Origin of the sequence: Actinoplanes sp. HUAS TT8, from assembly GCF_051380535.1 — a bacterium.
In the GTDB taxonomy this organism is placed as follows: Bacteria; Actinomycetota; Actinomycetes; order Mycobacteriales; family Micromonosporaceae; genus Actinoplanes.
The window spans coordinates 6,377,800-6,397,644 of record NZ_CP195646.1 but is presented as its reverse complement, the minus strand read 5'-3'; the positions used below and the strand labels follow the sequence as shown (position 1 = coordinate 6,397,644).

14 protein-coding genes are annotated in these 19,845 nt (G+C 71.3%); 9 read left to right on the top strand and 5 right to left on the bottom strand.

The window, feature by feature from the left end:
• Positions 1-26: 26 nt before the first annotated feature.
• Positions 27-644, bottom strand: coding sequence for a TetR/AcrR family transcriptional regulator (locus ACSHV8_RS28610; RefSeq protein WP_436520527.1), 618 nt, complete (start codon positions 642-644; stop codon positions 27-29).
• A gap of 88 nt (positions 645-732) precedes the next feature.
• On the opposite strand from ACSHV8_RS28610, the gene ACSHV8_RS28605 reads away from it, so the two are divergent.
• Genes ACSHV8_RS28605 through ACSHV8_RS28595 form a run of 3 tightly spaced genes read left to right on the top strand, consistent with a single transcriptional unit; the run spans position 733 to position 3,815 of the window.
• The gene (locus ACSHV8_RS28605) at positions 733-1,881 is read left to right on the top strand and encodes an acyl-CoA dehydrogenase family protein (RefSeq protein ID WP_436520525.1); all 1,149 of its coding nucleotides are present in this window, start codon (positions 733-735) and stop codon (positions 1,879-1,881) included.
• A gap of 9 nt (positions 1,882-1,890) precedes the next feature.
• Positions 1,891-2,640, top strand: a complete 750-nt coding sequence (gene fabG / locus ACSHV8_RS28600) for a 3-oxoacyl-ACP reductase FabG (RefSeq protein ID WP_436520523.1) — start codon at positions 1,891-1,893, stop codon at positions 2,638-2,640.
• A 17-nt stretch (positions 2,641-2,657) separates the two neighbouring features.
• Positions 2,658-3,815 carry an acyl-CoA dehydrogenase family protein gene (locus ACSHV8_RS28595; protein WP_436520521.1) on the top strand — a complete coding sequence of 386 codons (1,158 nt, stop codon included), beginning with the start codon at positions 2,658-2,660 and terminating at the stop codon, positions 3,813-3,815.
• Between the two features lie 80 nt (positions 3,816-3,895).
• On the opposite strand, the gene ACSHV8_RS28590 is transcribed toward ACSHV8_RS28595, so the two are convergent.
• A complete protein-coding gene (locus tag ACSHV8_RS28590; protein WP_436520519.1) occupies positions 3,896-4,780 on the bottom strand; it encodes a polysaccharide deacetylase family protein in 885 nt (294 codons plus the stop codon).
• Positions 4,781-4,900: 120 nt separating this feature from the next.
• Between ACSHV8_RS28590 and ACSHV8_RS28585 the strand changes: the two genes are divergently transcribed.
• Positions 4,901-5,530 carry a CG0192-related protein gene (locus tag ACSHV8_RS28585; protein ID WP_436520517.1) on the top strand — a complete coding sequence of 210 codons (630 nt, stop codon included), beginning with the start codon at positions 4,901-4,903 and terminating at the stop codon, positions 5,528-5,530.
• Here ACSHV8_RS28585 and ACSHV8_RS28580 read toward each other — a convergent pair.
• Positions 5,527-6,003 (bottom strand): MarR family transcriptional regulator, encoded by a 477-nt coding sequence (locus ACSHV8_RS28580; RefSeq protein ID WP_436520515.1) that lies wholly within the window; start codon positions 6,001-6,003, stop codon positions 5,527-5,529. The genes ACSHV8_RS28585 and ACSHV8_RS28580 overlap by 4 nt on opposite strands.
• 56 nt (positions 6,004-6,059) lie before the next feature.
• Here ACSHV8_RS28580 and ACSHV8_RS28575 point away from each other — a divergent pair, with 56 nt between their 5' ends.
• Genes ACSHV8_RS28575 through ACSHV8_RS28565 form a run of 3 tightly spaced genes read left to right on the top strand, consistent with a single transcriptional unit; the run spans position 6,060 to position 10,004 of the window.
• Complete coding sequence (locus tag ACSHV8_RS28575) at positions 6,060-6,890, top strand: alpha/beta hydrolase (RefSeq protein ID WP_436520513.1); 831 nt, start codon at positions 6,060-6,062, stop codon at positions 6,888-6,890.
• Positions 6,887-8,011, top strand: a complete 1,125-nt coding sequence (locus ACSHV8_RS28570; protein WP_436520511.1) for an ATP-binding protein — start codon at positions 6,887-6,889, stop codon at positions 8,009-8,011. The genes ACSHV8_RS28575 and ACSHV8_RS28570 overlap by 4 nt, the downstream gene beginning before the upstream one ends.
• Positions 8,004-10,004, top strand: a complete 2,001-nt coding sequence (locus ACSHV8_RS28565) for a DUF2201 family putative metallopeptidase (protein ID WP_436520509.1) — start codon at positions 8,004-8,006, stop codon at positions 10,002-10,004. The genes ACSHV8_RS28570 and ACSHV8_RS28565 overlap by 8 nt, the downstream gene beginning before the upstream one ends.
• Before the next feature lie 576 nt (positions 10,005-10,580).
• Here the strand turns inward: ACSHV8_RS28565 and ACSHV8_RS28560 are convergent.
• Positions 10,581-11,681 carry a hypothetical protein gene (locus ACSHV8_RS28560; protein ID WP_436520507.1) on the bottom strand — a complete coding sequence of 367 codons (1,101 nt, stop codon included), beginning with the start codon at positions 11,679-11,681 and terminating at the stop codon, positions 10,581-10,583.
• Between the two features lie 282 nt (positions 11,682-11,963).
• On the opposite strand from ACSHV8_RS28560, the gene ACSHV8_RS28555 reads away from it, so the two are divergent.
• A complete protein-coding gene (locus tag ACSHV8_RS28555; RefSeq protein ID WP_436520505.1) occupies positions 11,964-15,254 on the top strand; it encodes a S8 family serine peptidase in 3,291 nt (1,096 codons plus the stop codon).
• A 33-nt stretch (positions 15,255-15,287) separates the two neighbouring features.
• Here ACSHV8_RS28555 and ACSHV8_RS28550 read toward each other — a convergent pair whose 3' ends face one another.
• Positions 15,288-16,655, bottom strand: a complete 1,368-nt coding sequence (locus tag ACSHV8_RS28550) for an FAD-dependent oxidoreductase (protein WP_436520503.1) — start codon at positions 16,653-16,655, stop codon at positions 15,288-15,290.
• A gap of 213 nt (positions 16,656-16,868) precedes the next feature.
• Here ACSHV8_RS28550 and ACSHV8_RS28545 point away from each other — a divergent pair, with 213 nt between their 5' ends.
• Positions 16,869-19,763 carry a glycoside hydrolase family 3 C-terminal domain-containing protein gene (locus tag ACSHV8_RS28545; RefSeq protein ID WP_436520501.1) on the top strand — a complete coding sequence of 965 codons (2,895 nt, stop codon included), beginning with the start codon at positions 16,869-16,871 and terminating at the stop codon, positions 19,761-19,763.
• Positions 19,764-19,845 lie beyond the last annotated feature (82 nt).

Sequence of the window (19,845 nt, the reverse complement as noted above, 5' to 3'; positions counted from 1 at the left end):
TCCGAGCGGCCGGCCGGCGAAGACGATCACGCGGTCAGCCGGGCGGCCAGGCCGTCGACGAACGTGACCAGGGCGAACTCGAAGCTGTCCCGGTCGACCTGGTCGGCGTGCTCGCGGAGCCGGTGCGCGTCGCCGAGCGCCGGGTAGCGGTCCAGGTAGACCTGCACGTCGTCGACGAAGCCGCGCGAGAACGATCCCATCGCGGCGCCGACGACCAGGTATTTCGTCGAGGCGCCGATCATCGTGGCGTCGCGCGGGGACCAGCCGGCGGCGACCAGGCCACCGTGGACGGCGTCGGCCCGGCGCAGCGACGCGTCGCGCTGGCCGGGGCCGCGGGCCAGGAACGGGACGATGTTCGGATGCCCGGCCAGGGCCGCCCGGTAGGACCGGGCCCAGCCGAGCAGGCCCTCGCGCCAGCCCTGGGCGAACGCGTCGACCTCCACCTTCTCCATGATCTCGCCGGCCACGTCGTCGAGCAGATGTTCCTTGGTGGGGTAGTGGAAGTAGAGCGCGGGGGCGCTGACCGACAGCGCGGTCGCGAGTTTGCGCATGCTCAGGCCGTCGAGCCCGTCCCGGTCGATGATCTCCAGCGCGGCGGCTCGGATGCCGGCCTGGCTGAGCAGCGGGGTGGACGGCCGCGGCATGTGTTCAGCTCCTGACGGTTGTTGCGGCTAACGCTGTTAAGTTAACATGGCTTGGGAAACCTGACAGCGTTCAATTTAGGAGCCGGCCGTGGACCTCACCCTCTCGGAGGAGCAGGAACAACTTCGTGACCTGGCCCGCGACTGGGTGGAGCGCGAGGTCGTCCCGCACGCGGGCGAGTGGGACCGGGTCGAGCAGGTCGACACGAAGATCGTCGGGAAGCTGGCCGAGCTGGGCTTTCTCGGTCTGGGAATCGGTGAGGAGTTCGGCGGTTCGGGCGGCGACTTCCTGGACTACGCGCTGGTCATGGAGGAGCTGGGCCGCGGCGACACCTCGGTGCGCGGCATCGTCTCGGTGACGCTCGGGCTGGTCGCCAAGACCGTCCAGGCCTACGGGACGGACGAGCAGAAACGCCGCTGGCTGCCCCCGCTGTGCGCGGGCGAGACGCTCGGCTGTTTCGCGCTGACCGAGCCGGGCACCGGTTCGGACGCCGGCAACCTGACCACCCGCGCCGAGCGGGACGGGGACGACTGGCTGATCAGCGGTGAGAAGATCTTCATCACGAACGGGACGTGGGCCGGGGTCGCGCTGGTCTTCGCCCGTACCGGAAAGCCTGGTCCTAAAGGTGTTTCCGCTTTTCTCGTGCCCACCGACAGCGCGGGTTTCATCCGCCGGGAGATCAAGGGCAAGCTCGGCCTGCGCGGCCAGGCGACCGCCGAGCTGACCCTGGACGGGGTGCGCGTCAGCGGGGACGCGATGCTCGGCCCCGAGGGCGACGGCTTCAAGATCGCGATGAAGGCGCTGGACAAGGGCCGGATCGCGGTCGCCTCCGGCTGTGTCGGGCTGGCCCGCGCGTGCCTGGAGGCGGCGGTCGCCTACGCCGGGGAGCGCACCCAGTTCGCCAAGCCGATCGCCTCCTACCAGCTCGTGCAGGAGATGCTGGCCGAGATGGCGGTCGACACCGACGCCGCCCGCCTGCTCGTCTGGCGGGCCGCCGACCTGGTCGACCGGGGGCAGCCGTTCGGCACCGCCGCGTCGATGGCCAAGCTGTTCGCCAGCGAGGCCGCGGTGAAGGCGGCCAACCAGGCGATCCAGGTCTTCGGTGGGTATGGGTACGTCGACGAGTTCCCGGTCGGCAAGTTCATGCGCGACGCCCGGGTCCAGACCCTGTACGAGGGCACCAGTCAGATCCAGAAACTGCTCATCGGCCGTGCGCTGACCGGGATCAGCGCGTTCTGAGGGAGTTCTATGAGTCGGGTAGCCATCATCACCGGCGCCGCGCGCGGCATCGGCGCGGCCACCGCGCTGCAGTTCGCGTCCGAGGGCGCGTCCGTCGCCGTGCTCGACCTGAACGAGGCCGACTGTGCCGACGTGGTCGGCCGCATCCGGGCCGCCGGCGGCACCGCTGTCGCGTTCGGCTGCGACGTCGCCGACGAGGCGCAGGTCGACGCGGTGTTCGACAAGGTCGCCTCCGAGCTCGGCGGCGTCGACGTGCTGGTCAACAACGCCGGCGTGACCCGCGACAACCTGCTGCACAAGATGCCCGCGTCGGACTGGGACCTGGTGATGAACGTGCACCTGCGGGGCGCGTTCCTGTGCAGCCGGGCGGCCCAGCGGCACATGGTCCCCCAGCGCTCCGGCAAGATCGTCAACACGTCGAGCGTGTCCGCGCTGGGCAACCGGGGTCAGGCCAACTACGCGGCGGCCAAGGCGGGCATCCAGGGGCTTACCCGTACGCTCGCGATGGAGCTCGGCCCGTTCGGCATCAACGTCAATGCGGTCGCGCCCGGCTTCATCGTCACCGAGATGACCGACGCGACGGCCGCTCGGATCGGCGTCTCCGCTGCCGATATGCAGGCCAAGGCAGCTGAGATCACGCCGTTGCGGCGGGTCGGCCACCCCGAGGACATCGCCAAGGTCGTCGCGTTCCTGGCCAGCGACGCCGCCTCCTTCGTCACCGGCCAGACCCTGTACGTCGACGGCGGACGCCGTCTCTAGTCACCCTGAGGATTTTGATGCGCCGCACCATTTTCAACGAGGACCACGAGGCGTTCCGCCAGACGCTGCGGGAGTTCCTGCAGGCCGAGGTCGTGCCGCACTACGACCGGTGGCTGCACGACGGCGAGGTCCCGCGTGACTTCTACAAGAAGCTGGCCGAGCTCGGCCTGTTCGGCATCGAGGTGCCCGAGGAGTTCGGCGGCGCCGGCATCGACTCGTTCAAGTTCGCCGCGATCCAGTACGAGGAGACGACCCGCGCCGGTGTCTCGTTCGGCGGTTCCGGGGTGCACGTGGCGTTGTGCCTGCCGTACCTGCTGAAGCTGGCCACGCAGGAGCAGAAGGAGCGCTGGCTGCCGTCGTTCGTCAGCGGCGACATGATGTTCGCGATCGCCATGACCGAGCCCGGCACCGGCTCCGACCTGGCCGGTATGACCACGAATGCCAAGCTGACCGAGGACGGCAAGCACTACGTCCTCAACGGCGCCAAGACGTTCATCACCGGTGGCGTCCTGGCCGACCGGGTGATCGTCTGCGCCCGCACGTCGCCGGCCAAGCCGGACGACCGCCGTTTCGGCATCTCGCTGCTGGTCGTCGACACCAAGCTCCCCGGCTACTCGGTCGGCCGCAAGCTCGACAAGCTCGGCCTGAAGACGTCCGACACCGCCGAGCTGGCCTTCTCCGACGTCCTCGTCCCGGTCGAGGACCTGCTCGGCGAGGAGAACCAGGGCTTCTCCTACCTCGGTCAGAACCTCCCGCAGGAGCGTCTGGGCATCGCCTACGGCGCCTACGCGCAGGCGGCGGCCGCGGTCGAGTTCGCCAAGAAGTACACGCAGGAGCGCAAGGTCTTCGGACAGAGCGTCGCGTCGTTCCAGAACACCAAGTTCGAGCTGGCCGCGTGCCAGGCCGAGGTGGACGCGGCCCAGGCCGTCGCCGACCGCGCCCTGGAAGCTCTCGACGCGGGCGAGCTGACCCCGGCCGAGGCGGCGTCGGCCAAGCTGTTCTGCACCGAGGTCGCGCACCGGGTGATCGACCGCTGCCTGCAGCTGCACGGCGGTTACGGCTTCATCAACGAGTACCCGATCGCCCGCCTCTACGCCGACAACCGCGTCAACCGCATCTACGGCGGCACGTCCGAGGTCATGAAGATGATCATCGCGAAGGACATGGGCCTGTAGTGCTCACGCAGGGGTGCCTCCGATCGAGGGGCACCCCTTCACGATCAAGACCTCGATGGGGTACGGCGTGAGCACCCGGCTCACGGGATGTAGTCGTCCAGCAGGGCCGGGGTCATGTTGTCCTTCTTGATCACGTTCAGCACGGCCAGGAAATCCTCCACGAAGGCCGGGCGGAAGTGCATCAGGATGATGTCCCCCGACGCGATGTGCCGGCGGCCGTCCTGGAACCGGATGATCCCCTTGTCGGTGGTCTCCCGCCAGGTGAACGACGCCTTCATCCCGCACTCCTTGACCGCGCGCAGCGTGTTCCCGTTGAACGCGCCGCCCGGCGGCCGGAACAGCACCGGGCGCCGCCCGTAGAGCTTCCCGAGCTCGTCGGCCGCCCCGCAGATCTGGTGCTTCTGACCCTCGTAGGACAGGTGCGTCAGATTCGGGTGGGTCAGCGTGTGATTCTCGATCACCGCGCCGGTCGACTGCAGCTCGGTGAAGTAGGCCGGGTTCACCTTGACCGCGTCCACCTCCAGGAACAGCGTGATCGGCACGTTCGCGGCCTGGAACAGCTTCATCGCCATCGGGTCCTTGGTCCACCCGTCGTCGATCGTGATGAACGCGACCCGATGCGTGGTGGGGATCCGCTGGAAGTTCACCGCCTTGTCGCCCGCCGGCAGCTCGACCTTGAACGGGGCCGGCGCCGCCGGGAACTGCGGGATCCGGGCGCGGATGTCGGCCGGCAGGGCGGCCAGCGCGGCCGAGACCGACTCGGGGGTCTGCGTGCCGTTGACCGGGACACCGGCGACACCGGTCCCGCCCGACGCGGACGCGGACGGCGTCGCGGCAACGGTGGTGGACCCGGCCGCGGGCGCGGTCGTCGCGCTCGCCGCCGGGCCGGCGGAGTCGTTGCACCCGGCGACGAGGGCCAGCAGCGCTCCTGCGGCTACCAGGCGTGACAGTTTGCTGCGGTTCATGCGTTCGTCCTCACCGTCGGTGATCCTCAGACTTTTCGACGCTGGGGACCGGTGGAATGCTGACACGCGCGGTCAACTGTGCTGTTCGTCACGATGTGCGTCCTGGCTAGGGTGGGCGGCATGGCGCTGCTGCACAAGACCGAGATCCGCCCCGGCAAACTGGAGCTTCTGAGCACCTGGCTGCCCACCCGGACCTGGTACGACGGACCGCCCGAGCCGTCCCTCGACCGGGTCGGGGCCGCCCGCTTCGACGACCCGGCGGGCGAGGTCGGCCTGGAGATCATGCTGGTCCGCGCCGGCGACGGGCCGGTGCTGCACGTCCCGCTGACCTACCGCGGCGCGCCCCTCGACGGGGGCGAAGAATTCCTGGTCGGCACGATGGAACACGGTGTCCTCGGTACACGCTGGGTCTACGACGCGGCCGGCGACCCGGTCTTCACGGAGGTGCTGGCCGGCGTGATCCGCGACGGCGGCGAGCAGGCGGTGGAGGAGGTTCACGGGGACGGCGAGGTGGTCGTGCGGGAACCGCACCTTCTGCTGCGCGGCAGCGGCTCGGCCGCGTCACCGGCCGCCGATCCCGGCACCGACGACGTTACCCGGATCAACGTCGCGGACGGCGCTTTGTGGCTTTTCCGCACCCCGGAATCCGCGGCGGCCCCGGAATCCTCGGAGGCTTCGGGCGACGCCGTCCTCACCGCCTCCTGGTCCGGCCTCGACGCCCCGATCGTCCTCGCCCGCCTCACGGCCTAGCCGGTCGTCCCTTTCCGCTCGCCCGCGGCCGGGCCGGTCAGTCCGGTGATCGCGGCCGGGGTGAGGTGCCGGTTCAGGGTCTCCAGCGCGGCCAGGATCTCGTCGAGCGGGGCGGCGCCGTCCAGCGCGGCGGCCAGCGCCGGCCGGATGTCGGCCGCGGCCACCGCGCGGCGGCGCTCGGACAGCGCCGGGTTGCGCCGCAGCAGCTGACGGCGGCGATCGGCCGGATCCGGCTCGGTCAGCACCGAGCCGGCGTCCCGCAGCCGGGCCACGGCGCCCGAGACCGCGCTCTGCGGCAGCCCGGTGCGGCGCGCGACCTCGGTCACCGTCGTGCCGTCGTGGGCGTAGACGTCGCTCATCACGACCACGACGGCCCGCTCGCCGCCGGTCCGGCCGCCCGCCGGGGCCGGGAGGGACTGCTCGCCGATCTTGAGCAGCGCGCGGGACAGCAGGATCAACTCGACCGGGGTCATGCCGGCAGAATACATCACTCTTGATGCATCAGAAGTGATGCTTTACCGTCGACGGCATGAGCGAACACGTGGAAGTCGACGGGGCCCGGATCCACTACCAGGTCGCCGGGCACGGGCCGGTGCTGGTCGTCGGGCAGAGCGGCGACGGGGACGCCGACCGCACGACCGACCTGGTCGAACACCTGACCGGGCGGTTCACCGTGATCACCTGGGACCGGCGGGGGCTGTCCCGCAGCGTCGCCGACGACCCGGACGCCCCGGTCGGCCTGCCCGAGCACGCGGCCGACGCGGCGGCGGTGATCCGGCGGGTCACCGACGGGCCGGTGACCATGCTCGGGCTCAGCCTGGGCGCCGCGATCGGGTTGCGGCTGCTCACGACGTACCCCTCAATCGTCTCGAAGCTGGTGGCGCACGAACCGATTGCTCTGGGATTCCTCGACCCGGGAGATGATGCTCGCGCCCGGCGCGAGCTCGGCGAGGTGATGGCGACGCATCGCGTCGCCGGATGGCGCGCGGCGGCCGCGCGGGTCGCCGCGGTCCTCGGGATCGATCCGCGGGACCAGGAGACCGAGCCGGGGATCACGGCGTTCCCGTTCGACGACCGCCGGACCGCCGGCTTCGAGTACTTCCTGAGTCGCGACCTCGACGCGGTCCTGCGCGACGACCTGCGGCTCCCCGACCTGCCGGCCGGCGCGCGGATCATCCCGGCGGTGGGGGAGAGGTCGCCGCGCGACGGCTTCGACTACCGGGCCGCGCTGCGGCTGGCCGAGCACATCGGTGTGCCGGCCGAACACTTCCCCGGCGGGCACAACGGCAACCTGACGCACCCGCGGGCGTTCGCGGAGCGGCTCGTGGGGGTGCTCGGGGCGACTACCGTGTGCGCATGAATCAGCGTTATGCGGACACCATCACGGCGCTCGGCACCGCGCTGATCGCGCGGGTTCCGGTACTGCTGTGGGGCCCGCCGGGTCAGGGCAAGACCAGCGTCATCGAATCGCTCGGGGCCGACCTGCACTTCCACGTGGAGACGGTGATCGCGTCGCTGCACGAGCCGTCCGACTTCGCCGGGCTGCCCATGCTCGACCCGGTCAAGGGCACGACCCGGATGCTGCCGCCGGGCTGGGCGCGGCGCGTCGTCGAGGTCGGCGAGACCGGGCGGCCCAGCATCGTCTTCTACGACGAGATCAGCACGACACCGCCGGCCACCCAGGCCGCGCTGCTGCGGCCGATCCTGACCGGCTGGGTCGGCGACCTGCAACTGCCGCCGGGCACGTGCAGCGTGGCCGCGGCCAACCCGCCCGAGATCGCCGCCGACGGGTGGGACCTGGCGCCGCCGCTGGCCAACCGGTTCGTCCATCTGGACTGGACCCTGCCGGCCGACGTGGTCGCCGACGGATTCGCCGCGAGCTGGCCCCGCGTGCCGGTGCCGGCCGTCGCCCCCGGCCTCGTCGACCAGGAGACCGTGTCGGCCAAGACGCTCGTCGGCACCTTCCTGCGGGCCCGGCCGGAACTGGTGACCCGGATGCCGGAGTCGTCCGACGCGGCCGGCCGGGCGTTCCCCACCCCGCGCACGTGGGAGATGGGTGCCCGCCTGCTCGGCGCGGCCAAGGCCGCCGGGTTCTCCGAGACGGTGATCGTGCTGCTGCTCAACGGGTCGGTCGGCTCGGTCGCCGCCGCCGAATTCCTGGAGTTCACCCGTCGCCTCGACCTGCCCGATCCGGAACAACTGCTGAAAGACCCTTCGGCGTACGTCGTCCCGGTGCGCCGCGCCGACCAGGTGTTCGCCACGGCCGCCGCGGTCTACACCGCCATGATCGGCGACCCGACCCCGGAACGGTGGCTGGCCTGCGGCACGATCCTCGCGAAAATCGCCGACGCCGGGATGGCCGACATCGCCGTCCTGCACGCGCGACGCTGGGCCGACCCGGCCACCCGCCCGCCCGGGATGCTGCCGACCGGTGATCAGTTCCGGTCGCTCGGGCCGATCCTGGCCGAACTCCATGGCTGATGCGGCGATCCGGCTCTCGGCCGGCCGGGTGCTGGCCGCCCGGCGCATGCCGTACCTGGGCACGGCCCTGTTCGCGATGATCCCAGTGCTGACCCGGGAACTGCCGACGTTCGGGGTCGACACGAACTGGCGGATGTACGCCAACCCGGACTTCGTCCTCACCCTCACCACCGACCAACTGGCCGGGGCGTGGCTGCACGAAGTCGGTCACCTGCTGCACGGGCATCGCGAACGCTGGACCGCCCTGGGCGAACCACCCGGCCTGCACCCGATGTTCAACGCGGCGGCCGACGCGGCGATCAACGAGGAACTGCGCGACGCCGGCGTGACCCTGCCCTCGGCCGACGGATACTTCTGGGAGAACATCCCCGGCGCCCGCCGCGGCATGATCGCCGAGACGATGTACCGCCTGCTCCGCGACGTCCCGGAAGGCTCGGCACCGGCCGCGCCGGCTCCGCCCGACACGCCGGAGACCCCGGCCATCAGCCTCACCCCCGGCCACCTCGGGGCGGCGCCGGCGACCATCACGGTACGGGGGAGAGGCGTCGACTTCGTGCCCGGAACCGTGGTCGGCGTGCACAGCGACCGCGGGCGGCCGGTGCCGCACACGGTCTCCGACGTGCGACTGGTGAACGGGCAGACGCTGACGTTCGAACTGGCGTGGGTGGCGGCCGGGCTGTACCGGGTCGAGGTGGACGGGGTGGGGGCGGCTCTGCCGGTCGGGCTGCCGTACGCCGAGGTGAACCCGTCGCCGCTGCCGGTCGGGTACGGGGTGCCGCACCCGATGGCGGCCAGTTCGTCGGACTTCGACTTCGGGGCGGACACGACGTTGCTGGTGGCCCGCTTCGGGGAGGACGGGCTGGACGTACGCCCGGAGGCCGCCGGGGAGCCGGTGGTCGTCACCTCGCGGGTGCTGAACTTCGATCTTGTGGAGTCGTTGGAGGCGGGCGTTTATGTGGTGGTGATCGGGTCGGGTGGGGGGACGGCTGTGGCGGTCCTTGAGGTGGCGGTGGCTCCGGGGCCGGGTGTTGGTAGTGACTCGCCGGATGCTGAGCCGGCTGAAGGGGAGTCGGTTTCCGGCTCGTCCGGTGAATCGGCCTCTGACTCGGCCTCGCCCTCGGCCCCGACCTCGGCGTCGGCCCCGACCTCGGCCGGCGCGTCGGCTTCGGCGCCCGCTGGCGGCAAATCGGATTTGTCGGATTCTTCGGGTGGTGGGGCGGCGGTTTCCGCGCGTGGCGCCGCGGACTGCGGTTCCGGCAGCGGGGGTGAGCGTCGCAGCTGGGAACGCCCGGAGACCGACGAACCCGACGGCAGTGTCAGCGACGGCCGCGCCGAAATGCTGCGCCACCAGGTGGCCCGGGAGATCGAAGAGCACCAGCGGTCGGCCGGGGACGTGCCGGCCGGGCTGCGCCGCTTCGCCGAGGAAACCCTGACCAGCCACGTCGACTGGCGGCGGGAACTCCGCAGCGTCGTCAGCCGGACCCGGGCGACAGTCGCCGGCCTGCGCGACTACACGTACGCCCGCCCGTCCCGCCGGGCCTCCGCCGTCCCCGGCGTAGCTCTCCCGGCGATGCGCGCCCCACGCCCACCCCGGCTCGACGTCGTCATCGACACCTCCGGCTCCATGTCCACCGACATGCTCGGCCAGGTCACCGCCGAACTCCGCGCGATCATCCGAGCGCTACGCGGCGACACCGTACGCGTCCTCTGCTGCGACGCCCGGACCGGAGACGTCCAGCGGGTCGCCCGCATCGAGGACGTCGAGTTCACCGGAGGCGGCGGCACCGACATGCGGGTAGGCCTCGCCGCCGCCGCGGCCCTGCGCCCCCGCGCCGACGTGGTCGTCCTGGCCACCGACGGCGACACCCCGTGGCCGCCGGAGCCACCCGCGGCCAACCCGCGAGCCCGCTACGTCGTAGTCCTGGTCGACGGCGACCGCCCCGACGTCCCACCCTGGACCCGCAAGATCATCGCCACGTCCAATCGAAGATGATCGATGGCGCAAAGTTGATCATCGCCTCCTGCCCACACAGCCCACCCACCCCACAAGGGGGCGCCCCCAACTGCCATTATCCCGCGAATCCCCAAGATCATGCCGAGCTGGCTGCCTCCCCTGTGGACAACCCATCAGTGTGGATAACCCGCCCCGCCACCACCATCCACTCACAGCCCAAGCCGCGACCATGAGCCCAACCGCGCCCTGCCGGCGAGTCCCCAGCCGTGACCGCCAGCCGAACCTCCCCAGCTGGCGCTGACGGTCGTTCCCGGCCCGTTTTCGAGCCGTGAGTGCCAGCCGAGCCTCTCCAGCTGGTGCTGGTGGTCGTTCCGAGCCCGTTTTCGAGCCGTGGGTGCCAGCTGGGAGTTCGCGGCTGGTGCTGGCGGCTGTTTCGGGCTCGGAGTGCGACCCTCAGCGCCAGCTGGCGAACTTCGGCTGGGGTTCAGGGCTGCTGGGTGGTCCCGGGCGGGGCTCTCGGGTTCGGCCGAGCGGGGTTGGCCGAGCGGGTTCGGCCGAGCGGGTTCGGCCGAGCGGGTTCGGCTGGTGGCGGCGGTCGGGTGCGGGCGGGCGGGGCTACCAGGTGAGCAGGGCCAAGGCGCGGAGGCCGGCGACGTCGAGGGTTCCGGCCTGGTGCATGGCGAGGGCCTCGGCCGGTGGCAGGTGTGCGGCCGCGCACCACGGTGCCAGGTCCGGTGGCAGGCCGATGGAGCGCCAGGTCAAAGCCGGTCCGCAGAGTCGCCAGATCTCTGCCAGGGGTAGCGGGCCGGGGCCGACCTCGGTGAGCATCGCCCGCCAGTGGTGGATCTCGGCGGCGGACAGGCAGGCGACGCGGGCGAATTCCGGCAGGGTCGCGCTCAGGGGGCGGCCGGGTTCGGTGGGGAGGGCGGTGAGAACGGCTTCGTCGGACGGCCAGCCGGCCAGGCGGAAACGGGCGAGGGCCGCGAAGGCCGGCGCGGGCAGGCCTCCCATCGGGTCGAGCAGGTTCATCTCGTCGCCGCCGAGGCCGAAGTCGCTGCCCGGCCCGAAGTCGCCGCCGGGACCCAAGCCGCGGTGGGAGCCGAAGTCGCCGCCGGGGCCGAGGCCGCCGTGGGAGCCGAAGGCGTCGCCGGGATCGAAGCCGCGGTGGGAGCTGAAGTCGCCGCCGGGACCGAAGCCGTCGTGGGAGCTTAAGCCGGGGTGGGGGTCGAAGTTGTCGCCGGGGTTGAAGTAGCTGGTGGGGCCGCGGAGGCCGAGGTTGTCGCGGGCCTCGCGGCGGGCCTCGGACGGGAACGGCAGGTCGGGCGGCGACGACGAAGGCTGGTAGGTGAGGACGGCCGAGCGCCCGAGCAGGCCCAGGCTCGCGGCGGCCTGGGCGGCGGCGGTCCCGTCGCGGATCATGTCGCGCCAGAGGTGCATCATCGTGCTGCCGTGCAGGCGGTGGATGTCGCCGCGGAACGGTCGCCGGACCCATTCCTCGATCTCGGCCGGCGCCATGTCGAAGTGTTCGACGAGCGTGTCGGCGGCCTGTTCGGGTTCGCCCACGTCGAGGAACCGTTCCAGCCGTTCCGGTTCCCAGCGTTCCAGCAGAACCCGGACGCGCGCCGAGAGGAGCGGCGACGGATGGGGGGAGGGGCCCGCGAGGTGCGACGCGGTCACGCCGGTCAGACCGTCGAGGTATGCCTGGAATCGCGTCACGATTACATAGTGGCCCGCCCGGGCCAGATGTCGGGGCGGGCCGCGGGTATTCGGGGGGCCTGATGACTTTGCGGGAAATGGGGGACGATGACCAGTTCGAGCTTGATTTGCGGCTGTTCATCGCCGGTGCGGAAGCCTGTTGACCTTGGCATAGGTCCACAATGGTCACGGTGAGGTCACGAACCTTATCGACCGTAGTGACTTCCACTGCGATCGATCGGAGACTCCCGGGAGAAGCGTCCGGACACCACTCCGGGCGCCGTACCTCCGGAGGACCCGCACGTGAGACAACCATCCCGCTGGGGCCGACGAACCTTCACCTCAGTCCTGGCGTTCGGCCTCGCCGCCGGCGTGACGACGGTGACCGGTTCGTTGCCGGCCACGGCCGCCCCGGCACCGGCCACGCAGGACGGCGCACCCGCCACCGAGGGTGTCGCGCCCAAGGATTCACCGGCCGACACGCTCGGCGCCCATGACGCCGGACTGCTGGCCGAGGCCCAGTCCGCGCACAAGCCGAGCGTCACCGTCATCATCGCCGCCGACCAGGGCAGGTCCGCCGATGTCGCGGCCAAGGTCACGGCGCTCGGCGGCACCGTCGCCCGGCGGATCGACCAGGTCGGCTACGTGCTGGCCTCGGTGCCGACGGCCAAGGTGCTCAGCGCCGCCAAGCTGCCCGGCGTCGCCGCCATCGACCTGGACGAGACCGTCAAGGTCCCGGAGCCGGATCTGACCCCGGACGCCAAGGCGGCCAAGCAGGCCCCGGCCCCGGCCGGCCCGGGCGCGACCACGCCCGCCGACAACCCGTACCTGCCGGTCGGCGAGACCGGCTCGGTGGACTTCAAGAAGAAGCACCCGACGTACGACGGCCGCGGCGTGACCATCGGCATCATGGACAGCGGCGTCGACCTGGCCCACCCGGCCCTGCAGAAGACGACGACCGGCGAGCGCAAGATCGTCGACTGGGTGACCGCGACCGACCCGCTGGTCGAGAACGACGGCACCTGGCGCGCCATGCTCACCTCGGTGACCGGCCCGAGCTTCACCTACGCGGGCACGACCTGGAAGGCGCCGGCCGGCACCTGGCGGATCAACCGCTTCAGCGAGTCCATCACCGCCGCTTCCGAGCCGGCCGGTGACGTGAACCGGGACGGTGACACCACCGACGTCTGGGGCATCCTCTACGACCCGGTGAGCCACGACATCCGGGTCGACGTGAACCAGAACAACGACTTCACCGACGACGCCGTGATGCGGCCGTACAAGGAGAAGTACGACGTCGGCTACTTCGGCACGGACAACCCGGCGACCGCGATCGCCGAGCGCATGCCGTTCGTCGTCGAGTACCGCGAGGACGTCGACCTCAAGCCGGCCGGTCTGCCCGGCCAGGTCGCCGACTTCGTCAACATCGGTATCCCGGAGGGCCTGCACGCCACCCACGTGGCCGGTATCGCCGCCGGTAACGACCTGTTCGGCAACAAGAACTTCGACGGCCAGGCGCCGGGCGCGAAGATCGTCTCCGCGCGGGCCTGCTCGTGGGGCGGCGGCTGCACCGCGGCCGCGCTGACCACCGGCATGATCGACCTGGTCGTGAACCGGGGCGTCGACGTGGTCAACCTGTCGATCGGCGGCCTCCCGGCGCTCAACGACGGCAGCAGCGCTCAGGCGCAGCTCTATCAGGACCTGATCACCAAGTACGGCGTTCAGCTGTTCATCTCGGCCGGCAACTCCGGCTCCGGCGTGAACACGATCGGCGACCCGTCCGTGGCCACCGACGCGGTGAGCGTCGCGGCGAGTGTCTCCAAGGAGACCTGGCTGGCCAACTACGGCTCGGTGACCCGCAGGAGCGAGCAGCTGTTCCCGTTCTCGTCGCGCGGCCCGCGTGAGGACGGCGGCTTCAAGCCGAACCTGTCCGCCCCCGGCTCGGCCATCTCGGCCACCCCGACCTGGGAGTCCGTGGCCGGTCTGGACACCGTCGGCTACACCCTGCCGGTCGGGTACGCCATGGAGAACGGCACGTCGATGGCTTCCCCGCAGGCCACCGGTGGCGCCGCTCTGCTGCTCTCGGCGGCCAAGCAGAACAAGCGCAAGGTGACCCCGGCCCAGCTGCGCCGGGCGATCTACTCGACCGCGAACCCGATCGCCGGCGAGCAGGTGTACGAGCAGGGCTACGGCAACTTCGACGTGCCCGCCTCGTGGAACCTGCTCACCCGGATCTCCGAGACGCGTACCTACACGGCGTCGGCCCCGGTCTGCACCCCGCTGGCGCAGTACCTGTCGACCCCGGGCGTCGGCACCGGCATCTACAACCGGTGCGCGGCTTCCGAGGGCGGCTTCAAGGCCGGCCAGACCAAGGTCGTGAACGTGTCGCTGACCCGTACCAGCGGGCCGAACCGGACCGTCCTGCACACCCTGACGTTCGAGGGTGACCGGGGCGCGTTCTCGGCCCTGCCGCTGGTGGGCCTGCCGCTGAACAAGACCGTCACCGTTCCGGTGCTGGTCCGGGCCGGTCAGGGTGTCTCCAGCGCGCTGCTCAAGGTCGACGACCCGTTCACCCCGGGCATCGACTTCGAGGTGCTGAACACGGTGGTGACCGGCGTCGAGGCCAAGGCGACCTCGTACGCCAACACGTTCACCGGCGCCGTCGACCGCAACTCCACCACCTCGTTCTTCGTCACCGTCCCGAAGGACGCCACCTCGCTGCAGGTGGACCTCGGCGGGATCGCGGCCGGCTCGCAGACCCGGTGGATCGCGATCAACCCGTACGGTGTGCCGGTCGAGCCGACCTCCAGCCCGTACTGCTACACCAACTACTCCGACCCGGCGACGTGCAAGCCGGAGGAGCGGTCGTACGACAACCCGCTCCCGGGCGTCTGGGAGCTCGAGGTCGAGTCCCGGCGGACCTCGCCGGTGCTCAGCAACCCGTTCGCACTGACCGCCAAGGTGCAGGGCATCACGGTCGAGCCGGCCACGGTCACCCTGCCGACCGCGCAGGTCGGCGTGGCCACCCCGGCCACCTGGACGGTCACCAACCGGTTCGGCCCGATCTCGATCACCCCGCAGGGTGGCCCGCTGGGCAGCACGTTCAGCCAGCGGCCGAGCATCGAGCAGGGCGGCGTGCAGGACTACACGGTCACCGTGCCGGCCGGCGCCACCCGCCTGAGCGTCTCGATCGGCAAGCCGTCCGACCCGGCCGCCGACCTGGACCTGTTCGTCTACGACGCGAACGGCACCGAGGTCGGCCGGTCGGCCGACGGCGACTCGGAGGAGGCGGTCACCATCGCCTCGCCGGCCGGCGGCGACTACACGGTGGAGGTCCAGGGGTACTCGGTGCCCGCCGGGACCACCGCCTACGACTACCTGGACGCCTACTACAGCCCGGCGCTGGGCACCCTGTCGGCGCCGTCCACCCCGGTCGCGCTCGCGGCCGGGGCGAGCGCCACGATCACCGGTTCGGTGACCGTGGCCGCGGTTCCGCCCGCCGGGCGGCACCTCTCCGGTGAGGTCCAGTTCGTGACCGACGAGGGCGCGGTCGTCGGCCGCGGCTCCGTCCAGATCGGCGCCGTCACCGAGTAACACCGGAAGGACGAACCAACCGGGGAGGCTCTCCTAGAGGGCCTCCTCGGCCTTTCTGGCCGCGATCAGAATCGGATCCCAGACCGGCGCGTACGGCGGTGCGTAGCCCAGATCCAGAGCCGTCATCTCACTGACGGTCATCCTGTTCCACACCGCCACGGCGAGCGCGTCGATCCGTTTGGCCGCCTCGGTCCGCCCGACGATCTGCGCGCCGAGCAGCACCCCGGTCTCCCGCTCGGCGATCATCTTCACGGTCATCGGCACCGCCCCGGGGAAGTAGCCGGCCCGGTTGGTCGACTCCACCTTCGCGGTGACGAATCGATATCCGGCCTGCTCGGCCTCCCGGGAGCCGAGCCCGGTCCGGGCCACCTCCAGGTCGCACAGTTTGGTCACGGCGGTGCCGATGATCCCGGGGAACGTGGCGTAGCCGCCGCCGATGTTCAGCCCGGCGACCCGGCCCTGCTTGTTGGCGTGCGTCCCGAGCGGCACGTGCACCTGACGCTTGCTGACCCGGTGGTGCACCTCGGTGCAGTCGCCGGCCGCCCAGACCCCGCCGACCAGCCCGTGCGGCCCGATCACCCGCTGCCGCAGGTCGGTCCGGAGCCCGCCGGTCTCGCCGAGCGGGATGCCTCCGGCCTCGGCCAGCGCGGTGTTCGGGCGGACGCCGAGACCGAGGACCACGACACCGGCCGGGATCGGGCCGGAGTCGGTGGCCACGGCGGTGACCTTCCCGTTCGCGGTCTCCAGGCCCTCGACCGTGGCGCCGGTGCGCAGGTCGATGCCGAGCCCGCGGACGGACTCGGCCACCAGGGCGCCCATGTCCTCGTCGACCGTGCCCATGGGCTGCGCCGACTTCTCGACCAGGGTGACCCGCAGCCCCCGGTTGATCAGTGCCTCGGCCATCTCGGCGCCGATGTAGCCGCCGCCGATCACCACGGCCGACTCCGGTTTCTCGTCGTCCAGCCAGGCGCGCAGGGCCGACCCGTCCTCCAGGGTCTGCACGCCGAACACGCCCTTCTCCGGGACCCGCGCCCACGACGGCCGCACGGGGCTCGCGCCGGCCGCGTAGACCAGCTCGTCGAAGCTCTCCCGGAGGTCGCGCCCGCCGTCGAGATCACGCACGGTGACCGTGCGAGCGGCCAGATCAATTCCGGTCACCTCATGGCGGGTCCGCACCTCGATGCCGGCCTCGGCGAACGCGGCCGGCGTGCGGGCGATGAGCGCGTCCGGGCCACCTTCGACCACCCCGCCGATCCAGTACGGGATACCGCACGCCGAGTACGACACGAAGCGGCCCAGCTCGAAGGCCACGATCTCCAGGCCGCTCGGCCCGTGGCGTTTCCGCGCCTGGGCCGCCGCCGACATTCCCGCCGCGTCTCCACCGATCACGATCAGTCGCACTCGCCCATTGTGCCCGGTTCCGTGCTCGTGTTTCCGGCGGATTTCCGCAAGGTTGTTGCTTCCCGCATCGGCCGGAATCTATGGTGTCGGCACGCCGTCGAAGCGCTTCGACTCCCGTGCTCGTCCGCACCCTGTTTCACCCCGTCCGCTCGTCGAAGCGCTTCGACAGCGCCGCGCTCCCGATCGTCAGCCCTGTCACCGAGGGAGATCACCATGCGCATCCGACGTGGCCTGGCCCTCGCGGCCGCCACCCTGCTCGCCGTTCCGCTCGCCTCCACGCCGGCGCACGCCGCCGAGTCCTTGCCGTTCCGCGACCCGCACCTGGCGCTGTCGGCCCGCGTCGACGACCTGGTCGGGCGGCTCACCCTGGCCGAGAAGCTGTCGATGCTGCACCAGTACCAGCCCGCGATCCCGCGCCTGGGCCTGAACGTCTTCAAGGCCGGCACCGAGGCGCTGCACGGGGTGGCCTGGTCCAACGACTACAACGGCGGCGGCGCCAAGATCGACGCCACCGCGACCGTCTTCCCGCAGGCCGTGGGCCTGGCCAGCACCTGGGACCCGGAGCTGCTGAGCCGGGTCGGTGCGGCCGTCGGCGACGAGGCCCGCGGGCTGCACGCGCAGGACCCGATCGTGTGGGGGCTGAACCTGTGGGCGCCCGTGGTGAACCTGCTGCGCGACCCGCGGTGGGGGCGCAACGAGGAGGGTTATTCCGAGGACCCGCTGCTCAGCGGGGCGGTCGCCACCGCGTACGGGAAAGGTCTCGAAGGTCCTGATCTTGATCATCTGAGGACCGCGCCGACGCTGAAGCACTACGCGGCCTACAACAACGAGACCAAACGGGATCAGACCTCGTCGAACGTTCCGCAGCGCGTGCTCAACGAGTACGACCGCAAGACCTTCCGGATCCCCCTGCAGGCGGGCGCGGCGACGGGGGTGATGGCGTCCTACAACCTGATCAACGGGCGTCCGGCGACCGTGGACCCGGACCTCGCCGGGCCGGTCCGGAGCTGGAGCGACCAGCGGCTGTTCAACGTCACCGACGCCTGGGCGCCGACCAACCTGACCGGTTCGCAGGCCTACTTCGCGACGCAGGCCGAGGCCGACGCGGCCGTGGTCAGGGCCGGTCTGGACAGCTTCACGGTCAACGACACCAACGGCGAGCCGACCACGACCGCGCTGCGGCAGGCGCTGGACCAGGGGCTGCTCACCGAGAAGCAGGTGGACACCGCGGTCGGCGACGCGCTGAGCATCCGGTTCCGCCTCGGTGAGTTCGATCCGGACGGCGGCCCGTACGCGAAGATCTCGCCCTCGATCGTGGACAGTCCGGCTCACCGGCAGCTCGCGCGGGAGACCGCGGCCGACGCCATGGTGCTGCTGAAGAACGACGGCGCGCTGCCCATCGAGCCCGGCGGTTCGGTCGCGGTGGTCGGGCCCCTCGCCGACAACCTTTACACCGACTGGTACGGCGGTCAGATGTCCTACCGGGTCACCGCGCTCGACGGCATCTCCTCCCGGAGCCGGACGGTCACGTCCGAGGGCGCCGACCGCATCGCGCTGCGGGACGTCACCACCGGCCGCTACGTGACCGCGGCCGACCCGGGGGCCGTCGCCGCGACCGCCGCCGGCGCGGACAGCGCCGCCCAGTTCGACTCGGTGGACTGGGGCGACGGCATCTCGACGCTGCGCAACGCCGCCAACGGCAAGTACCTCGGCTACAACTGGGGCCCGTTCGTCACCTCGGAATCCGCGCCCACCGGCTGGTACGTCCAGCAGCAGTTCAAGGTGGAGGACCAGGGTGACGGCACGGTCGTGCTGCACTACGCCGGCTACGAGACGCAGGAGAGCTGGTTCGGCGCGAACACGTACGTGACCGTCGGTGCCGACGGCAAGCTCGGTCTGGGCGCCTCGACCGCGGCCGGAGCGGCCCGGTTCCGTCGTGAGGTGATCACCGACGGGGTCGCCGCGGCCGCCGAGGCGGCGCGGGGCAAGCAGACCGCGGTCGTCGTGGTCGGCACCAACCCGTTCGTCGCCGGGCGCGAGGCCCACGACCGGACCGGCATCAGCCTCGGCGCCCGGCAGGAAGCCCTGATCGAGGCGGTCCGCGCGGTCAACCCGCACACCGTCGTCGTGCTGCAGAGCAGCTATCCCGAGGACATCACCTGGGCGCAGCGGCACGTGCCGGGCATCGTGTGGACCACGCACGCCGGCGCCGAGACCGGGAACGCCCTGGCCGACGTGCTCTTCGGCGACGTCAACCCGGCGGCGAGGCTGACACAGACCTGGCCGCGGTCGGTCTCGGATCTGCCGGCCGACCTGAACCAGTACGACATCATCAAAACCGGACAGACTTATCAGTACGACGTGACGGCACCGCTCTACCCGTTCGGCTACGGGCTGTCGTACACCTCGTTCAAGTACGGAGATGTCCGGGTCGGTGGCGGCCAGGTGAGTGTGACCGTCACCAATACCGGCAAGCGGGCCGGCCGCGAGGTCGTCCAGCTCTACACCCACCAGCGCACGTCCCGGGATGTGACGGCCGTCAAACAGCTGCGCGGGTTCCAGAAGATCGCGCTGAAGCCCGGGCAATCGAGGACGGTCACGTTCCGCCTGACGCCGCGGGACCTCGCGCACTGGGACGTCACCCGGCAGAAATGGGTGACCGAGACCTCGGTGTACGACGTCCTGCTCGGCTCGTCCTCGGCCGACATCCGGCAGCGGGCGTCACTGAGCGTGCACGGCGAGACGATTCCGGTGCGTGACCTTTCCCGGACCACGCGGGCCGAGACGTTCGACGACTACGCCGGCGCGACGCTGCTCGACGAGACCAAGGCGAGCGGCACGGTGGTCTCGGGCGGCTGGGTCGCGTACAAAAGCGCTGCTCTTCATGGTGGGAAGACGTTGACGGTACGGGCGTCGGGCGCCGGATCGGTGCAGGTGCGGCTCGGGTCGCCGACCGGGCGGCTGCTCGGCACGGCCACGGTGAGTGACACCGGCGGGATCTACTCGTACGCCACGGTGAGCGCGCCGCTGTCGGCCGCGACCGGGCGCCAGGACGTCTACCTGGTGCTCGGATCCGGCCTGCGGCTGGCGACGTTCAGCATCCGATGAGACTCGCGGCGGGGGGTCACCTGGGAGCGGGCCCCCCGCCGCGACCCTGCGCACGTGGGTCGTGACCAGCGGGTAGTTAGGA